Annotated in this window: 9 protein-coding genes and 1 pseudogene; 2 read left to right on the plus strand and 8 right to left on the minus strand. The window is 56.9% G+C overall.

The features are described 5' to 3' along the window. Nucleotides 1–783: an ABC transporter ATP-binding protein gene (locus RGCCGE502_RS17495; RefSeq protein ID WP_016555516.1), complete on the plus strand. Its 783-nt coding sequence runs from the start codon at nt 1–3 to the stop codon at nt 781–783. Between the two features lie 40 nt (nt 784–823). Here RGCCGE502_RS17495 and RGCCGE502_RS17500 read toward each other — a convergent pair whose 3' ends face one another. The 3 genes from RGCCGE502_RS17500 to RGCCGE502_RS17510 form a co-directional block, all read right to left on the minus strand. After that, entirely contained in the window at nt 824–2818 is a 1995-nt protein-coding gene (locus RGCCGE502_RS17500; protein WP_176705707.1) for a N,N-dimethylformamidase beta subunit family domain-containing protein, read from the minus strand. Nucleotides 2819–3121: 303 nt separating this feature from the next. Next, entirely contained in the window at nt 3122–3619 is a 498-nt protein-coding gene (locus RGCCGE502_RS17505) for a YidB family protein (RefSeq protein ID WP_016555518.1), read from the minus strand. 246 nt (nt 3620–3865) lie between these two features. Then, nucleotides 3866–4054, minus strand: a complete 189-nt coding sequence (locus RGCCGE502_RS17510; protein ID WP_016555519.1) for a hypothetical protein — start codon at nt 4052–4054, stop codon at nt 3866–3868. A 264-nt stretch (nt 4055–4318) separates the two neighbouring features. On the opposite strand from RGCCGE502_RS17510, the gene RGCCGE502_RS17515 reads away from it, so the two are divergent. Continuing rightward, entirely contained in the window at nt 4319–4657 is a 339-nt protein-coding gene (locus RGCCGE502_RS17515) for a low affinity iron permease family protein (protein WP_016555520.1), read from the plus strand. Here the strand turns inward: RGCCGE502_RS17515 and RGCCGE502_RS17520 are convergent. The 5 genes and pseudogenes from RGCCGE502_RS17520 to RGCCGE502_RS17540 form a co-directional block, all read right to left on the minus strand. Further along, a complete protein-coding gene (locus RGCCGE502_RS17520; RefSeq protein ID WP_016555521.1) occupies nt 4654–5076 on the minus strand; it encodes a low affinity iron permease family protein in 423 nt (140 codons plus the stop codon). The genes RGCCGE502_RS17515 and RGCCGE502_RS17520 overlap by 4 nt on opposite strands. A 167-nt stretch (nt 5077–5243) precedes the next feature. Continuing rightward, nucleotides 5244–5978: an MOSC domain-containing protein gene (locus tag RGCCGE502_RS17525; protein WP_016555522.1), complete on the minus strand. Its 735-nt coding sequence runs from the start codon at nt 5976–5978 to the stop codon at nt 5244–5246. Further along, a pseudogene (locus RGCCGE502_RS38020) lies at nt 5979–6122 on the minus strand (helix-turn-helix domain-containing protein); the annotation flags it as partial. A gap of 329 nt (nt 6123–6451) precedes the next feature. After that, nucleotides 6452–6913 carry a MarR family winged helix-turn-helix transcriptional regulator gene (locus tag RGCCGE502_RS17535; protein WP_016555524.1) on the minus strand — a complete coding sequence of 154 codons (462 nt, stop codon included), beginning with the start codon at nt 6911–6913 and terminating at the stop codon, nt 6452–6454. A 173-nt stretch (nt 6914–7086) separates the two neighbouring features. After that, nucleotides 7087–7491, minus strand: a complete 405-nt coding sequence (locus RGCCGE502_RS17540; RefSeq protein ID WP_040674925.1) for a GFA family protein — start codon at nt 7489–7491, stop codon at nt 7087–7089. Between the last annotated feature and the right edge of the window lie 408 nt (nt 7492–7899).

Here is a 7899-nt window from a genome sequence, read left to right on the forward strand (position 1 = left end):
ATGAGCGAACCCAAACTCAAGATCGAGGGGCTCAACAAGTGGTACAGCGGCAGGAAATCCCAGGTTCATGCGCTGAGTGATATAGAGCTTGAACTTGCTGACAACGAATTTGTCTCACTCGTCGGCGCATCCGGCTGCGGCAAGAGCACGCTTTTGTCCATCGTGGCGGGCCTCCAGGGCTTCGACAATGGTGTGCTTCTGACTGATGGAGCTCCGATCGTCGGCCCGGGACTTGATCGCGGGGTCGTGTTTCAGTCGTACACGCTCCTGCCATGGTTGACGGCGCAGCAGAACGTCGAGTTCGCACTCAAGGCCGCCGGCATGACCGCCGCCGAATGCCGGGATGTCGCTCGCCATCACATCGAACTCGTCAAGCTGGACAAGTTCGCAGACGCCTTCCCCTCGCAACTCTCGGGCGGAATGAAGCAGCGCGTCGCGATTGCGCGTGCGCTTTCCTACCGTCCGAAAATGCTGTTGATGGATGAACCATTTGGCGCGCTCGACGCGCTTACCCGTCATCAGATGCAGGAACTTCTGACCCAGATCTGGGAAGAACACCGGCTGACTGTTCTCTTCGTCACACACGATGTCGAAGAGGCCGTCTATCTATCCGATCGCATCCTTGCGATGAGCATCAATCCCGGGCGCATCAGCGCGACCTTCAGCGTCGGACTCAGCCGTCCGCGAAACCAGGAGATGATTTCGACGGTGGAATTCATCGCGCTTCAAAAGGAGGTGCTCGCTGCGATCCGCGCAGGATCCCAGGGTGAGCTGGAGCATTAAATCAGGCGGAGGATGGCTAGGGTAGCAGCTGGCTCCTCACCTATTCTCGGCCGAACCTTCCGAGCAAATTCAGCACGATACGTCCGACGTCATTGTCTTCCGACGGGCCGGGCAACGCGCCGATCCAGGCAACGGAGCCGGTGGAAAAGACTAGGCCCCCGCCTTCATGTTGATAGATCGTCATGTCCGCCCGGCGGAGCGCAGTTCGCTCGGGTTCACCGTCGGCGACCCAAAGATCGGGCCGGACTTGAAAGCTGTCGTCAAAGCCATCTGCGACAGCGAGGCGAACGAGGTTTTTCGGTGTCTCCTCCGACCGGATGACCGCATCGATCTCGTAGCCGGCAGCACCTCCAAGAACACTCCCTTCGGCTCCGAAGGTCTCGGATAGAACGCCCGCAAAGAGCCACGCATATGCGCCGTGGTGGCTATCCGTGAGCCGCCGATAGGGTCGTGACTTGCCGAAGCCCATGATGACGTAGGTGACACCGACAAGTGCTTGCGGATGGTTGAGGCCCCGATCCTCCCAGTTTCCTCCGGGTTCGCCGGTCATTGCCAGATGCAATTCCCCCGGCCTGCCTGACCAGATCTCATTTTTTCCTCGCCGCAATTCCATTTTGTCGCCCTGGAATGCGACGACCCAGTAAAATCCATTTCCACCGAGGTAAGCGAGGCTCCCGCCAGACGTGAGGTAGTCCTTTAGTCCATCCATCATGGAGGAGGACCAGTATTCAGGATGACTGCCCGTTAAGAGCAGGCGATAGGGTGCGATGGCAGAACGTCCCCCGTCATGAAGATCATGATCGGTCAGGATGTCGACATCAATTCCGTGACGCGCGAGGAACTTCAGAAGCTTCAAGTCCACCGAAAGAAGGTGCGGCGAGTTCGAAAGCGGATAGTGATAGTCGTCTCGAAGCGTGGCGCGCGGTCGCCGGCTGCTTGTCAGGCTGACACCGCTCATGTCGCTGTGGACGTCATAAAGGCTCAGGAAATTATTGTCGATTGCGAAGAGATGAGCCCGATCATTGCCATGCCAGGGATACCTTTCCGGCGGCAGCTGTTCATCGGCATAGGCAAGATAGGTGGCGGTAGGCAGGAGTAAGGCAACGGTTGCCATGGTAACCTGCGGGCGAACAAAGAACGGAAGCTTTTCCACACCTTTTTCCGTTTCGATTGCGACGGCGTAGACGCCCGGTCGTGCGTCCGCCGGAACCGATATGACGAGATCCGCAGCCCAGTCGAACCCGGCAAAGTCATCATCGTGCAGATGGATTGCGTCGAAATGTCCGGAGTTGACCCGCGGGTCGTGGACCTCCCCGGTAAATCGAGGGGACGCAACCGCAAAAGTCGGTCCATTGAGGATGCGGAGTTCTGGTCCGTCACCATCCACTGGCTTCAGTTTCTCGACAGGACCTCGAGCGGGGAAGCGCCATTTCACTGTGCCTGAGGCAGCCTCAAGGTTGATCCAGGCGATACGCGCGTTCAGCGTCGGTTGTTTGTGGGAGGCTTCGGCACCAATGTGGATGGTGTCGGGTTTCGACAGGCCGAAAATCCTGCCCTCGATCTCCCTTTCGCCGTTATGTGAATGAAGCCTGCAAGTCAGTTCGCCGGCATTAAAATACAGAGATAGGCAGTACCATTTCTCATTGGCGATCCTCGCGATGTCCTTGTCGTTGGCCCGCAACCGTCCATCGCCGCCGATCGTGAGCATGAAGCCTGGCCACGAAATAACGGGCTTTACGTCAGTGTTCGAGGTGAAGAGAATCTCGACATCGAGATCGAATTCCTGACCAATATGGGAAAGTGGAACCTCGACCCAAGACCCGAGGTGATACTCTCTTATCCCAAAAGAAGGGGTTTGCCTGGCGATCGGCCAATCCTGTTGCTCGTTTTCGTCCCGATCCAGTGTCACCACAAAGGCCCCTGCCGTCGCATCGGCGCAAGACACATAACAAGCCATCGAGCTTCCGGCGCGCACGCTCCACGGCTCGAGGTAACCGACAGCCGCCATCGCGGAGTGGTTCAATCTGCGTCGCATAAGCCCTCCCTGTTTTCGACGACCGGAGCCATATCAATCAGATGAGAAACCAGCCATCGATCTCTACCGCGCAGCGCTGAGCGGGGCCAGCGATGAATCAACGAGTGCATCTTCGCTTGCAACACCGAACGCCGGTGAGTTTGAATGGGAAGTTTACAAGCGCTAAGCGCCAACGGAGGAGGCGCCAGCCCTCGAAACAGGTGAGCTTAAGTTGCGGGCGCGAAGAGGCCGTTTCGCGCCTGCACTTGACAATTCAGTCAGCCTGTTCGTTTCAAACCTCTTGGTTCATCGAATAGTCTGTAGTCAAACACTTGTCGGAAGTGTTCCATCAGGTGTCAGGCTGTCGACGGCATCGGGGAGAGTTTTGGAAAGACGCGAAACAATCTCGTCGCGATCTAACCCGGTCTTCTGTTGCAACTCTGCTAACAACTCCGGTCCTAAGGCCTGCACCAGATCTCGATCGTCTATGGGCTGGTTGGGGCCCTGCTTGACCCAGGAGCCGGCCACTTCTCCTTGGCCGTTCTGCGAAAATTGGTCAAGCAAACCGCCAAGTCCACCACTCAAGACTGATCCAACCGACCCACCTCTGAACAAATCTCCCAGACCGCCCGGTTTCATCAAGCCGCCCAAAAGCCCTCCTAATCCGCTTTCGGTACCGCCTACTCCGCCGCTTTCGCTCGGTTGACCCCCTGCTGCTTGACGGTTATCGACAAGCTTTCCAAGGATTTCCTGGATTTTGTCCCTGTTCTGGTACCCAGCCATAGCGAGTACACCCAGTAGGGCTGTCAGATTCCTGTTCATGGAGCGCTCCTTCCTTTGCCGCAGTCCAAACCAATTGACATCGGTGTAATCCCTGCGATGCAAGGAAGTTCCGGAGATCAAGCAGTTGGGTACAATTCGTGCTCGCTGCGGTTTGACCACTGCCGTCTCGCGTGGCAAAAACCTGATGATGACGCGCAAAGCGCTCGGATTTCCCAGGCGGAGCGACGAAAGTCGGGCTCGACCGCTTACCCCGCCCTGTCGCGAAGTGGTCTTGTCGTGCCCGAGTTACAGCCGCTGCTTGGTGCCTGCACTCTTCCCGTCGGAGCTCTTAGAGCGTTCTTCGAAGCGATCGGCACCCTTTGCGAGGTCTGACCCTTTCTGCGCTTCAACTTTTTTCTCTTCTTTGGCCGCATTCTTCCGCAATCCGCGCGCAGACTCTCGACCTTTTTCGGTTTTGGCTTGCTCGATTCCCATCGCCTGGTCTCCTCTTCGCCTATCGCAGGTTAACGATCCGGCCTCGACTTCGTTCCTGTTGACCGTTGTCGACCAACCCCGACAAAAACATGTTGCAGAAATTCAAAGCGCGGCTGCCCGGACTTTATGGGATTGGTTGTTGGGAACGGCTTTAACGAAAGGGCCTCACCGTTGAAAAAGATATGCGCGTTGGTCCGCATTCGGCCAACCTCCAGGAATTGTTCTCGCAACGGAACCGCCCCGTTCGTCAGCCATTCCTAGCCCATGAAGACTGGACGCACCTTTCTCGCGATCTCGGAGGCCGTCGTATGGCTGACGGGGCATCGGCTCGTTCTTGCGGCTGCAGTCGTCGCGGTGATGGCTTGGTGTCTCGCGGGATGCGCGCTCGGACTGCCACGGCAATGGTTCGTGCTTTCGAACATGACGAGCACTCTGATGACGCTCTTTATTCTGCTCATTATACAGCACTCCCAGAACCGGGACATGGCGGCGCTACAGGTGAAGATCGATGAGCTCATTCGGTCGAGCGACGCCGGCAACCATATGATCGGGATCGAGCGTCTCGAAGCGGAAGACTTGGATCGCCTGGCGGACGACCGTTAGACCGGCCTCTGACGGCGCTCGGGCCGCTCGGCCTTGTCGTCCGCGACGTCTTCGATGCGTGCGGCCTTCTCCGCCAACTTCTCACTCATGTCCCGGAGTTGCTGCTCGTCGAGCTTCTCGATACCGACGAACTTGTTCTGTGCCTGCGATGTCAGGATGAGTTCGTCGAGCTTGGCCTGAAGCGCCTTACCGTCCCGGTTCTGGGAGTTCTGCAGCACGAAGACCATCAGGAAGGTGATGATGGTCGTGCTCGTGTTGATGACAAGCTGCCATGTTTCGCTAAAATCGAAGAACGGGCCGGTTATTGCCCATACGAAAACTAGCGCCACGGCCAGAACGAAGGTCGCGGGCCGTCCCGACCACTCGGCCACGGCAGTCGCAAACCTGGAGAAGTAGTTCGGCCCAGTGCTCTCGCTCATGATTACCTCGCTCTCTGTCCACCATAACGAGATCATGAGATTGCGAGTTCCGCTATGCCACTGTCGCAGGACTTAGGTCCAATATCGGTGGACTGACGGGAAGCTAATGTTCGCTTCCCCCAGCGTCGAGGCAGAGCCGAGTTTTCAGAGCTGTGACAAGGTTAACACTAGACGAAAACCGGTTCGCCGACACTGATAAAACCGGGCTCGTCCGGTCGACAATACACACCCATGTTGCGGTTACCGAACTTCATCACATTCCGGAGGATTTCGGGATCGTTCTCCAGCCCGTCCTGCGCGATGATCGTAAACCCACACCGTTTGGTTGGCGCGATCACCGTGGCAGGAATATCTCCAAGTCGAACATGGGCATCGATCCACTGCAGTTCGGCAAAGCCGGAAAGATCGGCGTCCGTCTCCAGATAAACGTTGGGCCGAAATCTGCGTCTGTCTGGGTCGCCATCAGGGTGAATTGCCTTTAGATGGTCGACAGAAGCGCTAGTCAGAAGATGCAGGGGTGACACTTCGTACCTGTTATTGGCAAAGACGATGTCGGCTGACGTTGACCCTGCGCGCTCGTAGGGCCTGACAGAGACCTCGAATTCGAAGAACGCTGTGAGCGCTTCAGTCAGCCGCGGCGCATCCACGGACCACCAGTCGTGGCCCGGTACCTGGACTTCCACATCTCCATCCGACACGATCCGGGATTTGACGAAGATTGCCCTCTGCCAGCGCTTGTCGCGCTCCGGATAAGCAACCCCACCGGTCGCCGCGTCGACGAGCGCAAACCGTCGATCACCGACGACACCGTTGGCCGTCACCTCGCATTGTTCGAGTTTTTCGCCTGAGGTAGAGCTGACAGGATATCGCCAAAGCTCACTGATCGTTCCCACCTTGCGCATCTATTGGATTTCTAAAGCAGAGGGACGAAGCTGCGTCGGCGTCTGGCTGAATGTGCGTTTGAACGTGCGCGTAAACTGGAACGCATTCCCGTACCCGACGTCGAGAGCATTTTCGATCAGCGATGTCTTCGAATGCACCAGCAGTCCCCCGCCCTCTTGTTCCAGCAGTCCTTGGCATTGCGCCCATTTTACTTGGGCGGCGACGCCTACCTGGTCGAATTGCGCGACAACTTTTCCCTCCGATGGTCGGTTTTCCAGGACAATACTGTCTCCGTCGGGAAAGTAATAGGCCGTCGTGTGACGACGATAGTCAACAACGTATCCTTCGAATCCGGCTCTGATCAGCGTCCCCACTATCTCGGGGAAGTTCATCGTCTTGTCGTAGGCGGCGTTCAAGCAATCATTGGCAACGCTCGTTAGTTGCGCGTCCATGGCGCATCCCTTTCTGAGTTAAGGGTGGACCACTTTCTGAATCAGTCGACCGGGGCGCCTGCAAGTTCGCGTTTCTCGACGATCTTGCGAAGAAGCTTTGCAAGCCTCTGACGCTCGTCTGGCGTAAGCGCGTCGAAGAACTCCGCGTCATTCCTATCCGCTAACGCGGCGAGGCGAGGCACGAGTTCGCAGCCAGCGGCATTGAGGGCTAGCGTATGGGCGCGTCTGTCATCTGGATTCGCGTGGCGTTCAATCAAAGACTTTTCGAAAAGGCGGTCGGAAAGCTTGGAAATTGCTCCCTTAGTCATACCCATCCCTTCGGCCAGATGCGAAGGCTGGACACGTTCCGCATCGTAGAGGGCACGCAGGAACACCCATTCGGAAACGGTTACTCCTTCGCGCTCGACCTTTCGTGCGAAGCTATGTGACACCGCGTTGGACACCATCCTCAGCCAGTAACCTAGATGTGTTTCCAAGGTTGACGGCGGTTCATTCTCTTTCATTGGGCCTCACATTTGGTTAACTAGGAAACTGAAATTCTATAGGTGCTTAGTCAACCGGATTTTTCAGCCGCTTTTGAGGGAGACTGACATGGCACCTGCCATCGTAAAGGGCGGGCTCGGCTTCATAGCCAATGATCAGAATTCGAAACGCAGCGTTTCAGCTTTGCGCCCTCCTAATCGAATGATCGCTTCGGGAGCGCGGTCAGGTCCTGAACCCAAGGAAGTTCGGACGAACACCAAATTTGCCACCTTGGTTGAAATTCGTAGCGTTGATTGATCGTTCCTAACCGAATGCCGACTTCTTCGGCATCCTCGCCTTCGCCGGTCGTGTAAACTGGAGATCCGCAATTCGGGCAGAAGTACTGCAGCCTTCTACGCCCGTTTTCGCCAAGCTTCACATAAAGCCGCGGTTCGCCGCCGGTAATCGTGAACGCAGCTCTGCGCGTGCTGATGGTCACTCGATATGCCGCGCCTGTAAGGCGCTGGCAGTCGGTGCAATGGCAGATCGAAACCATCTCCGGATCCACGTCTGCCTCGTACGATATTGACCCGCAATGACATCTCCCGTCGATTCGCATGGATAGGCTTCCACTCCCTGCAAGACTGCTCTCCGACATAGAATGAGTGGCGCCGTCTCAGGTTCCACTGTTAGGCTTGCCGACGGCCGGTGACTGCCGGCGAAACGCCAGAGGACACTTCGGCTGCATAGCGCTCCATCATCATGAAGCCGAATTAGGAGCCGATGCGGATACGATCTCGTTTGCGAAACGGGTAGTGAAATCGATGTTTTGCGAGCCGCGCTTAGGCATGTCCCGGAAAGTTCCGCCCGGCAATGCATGATGTTCGCCCTTCAAGCTCGCGTCCGCGGCGCATCCAACGGCTGCCGCGCCGATGACGCCGGTTTGTATGTCATACCATCAAGCAAAGATATCAGGCAGCTCGTTTCAATTGTACCGATCGTGATTGCGAGCGGTCTGACTACATCG

The organism is Rhizobium grahamii CCGE 502, assembly GCF_000298315.2.
Classification (GTDB): domain Bacteria; phylum Pseudomonadota; class Alphaproteobacteria; order Rhizobiales; family Rhizobiaceae; genus Rhizobium; species Rhizobium grahamii.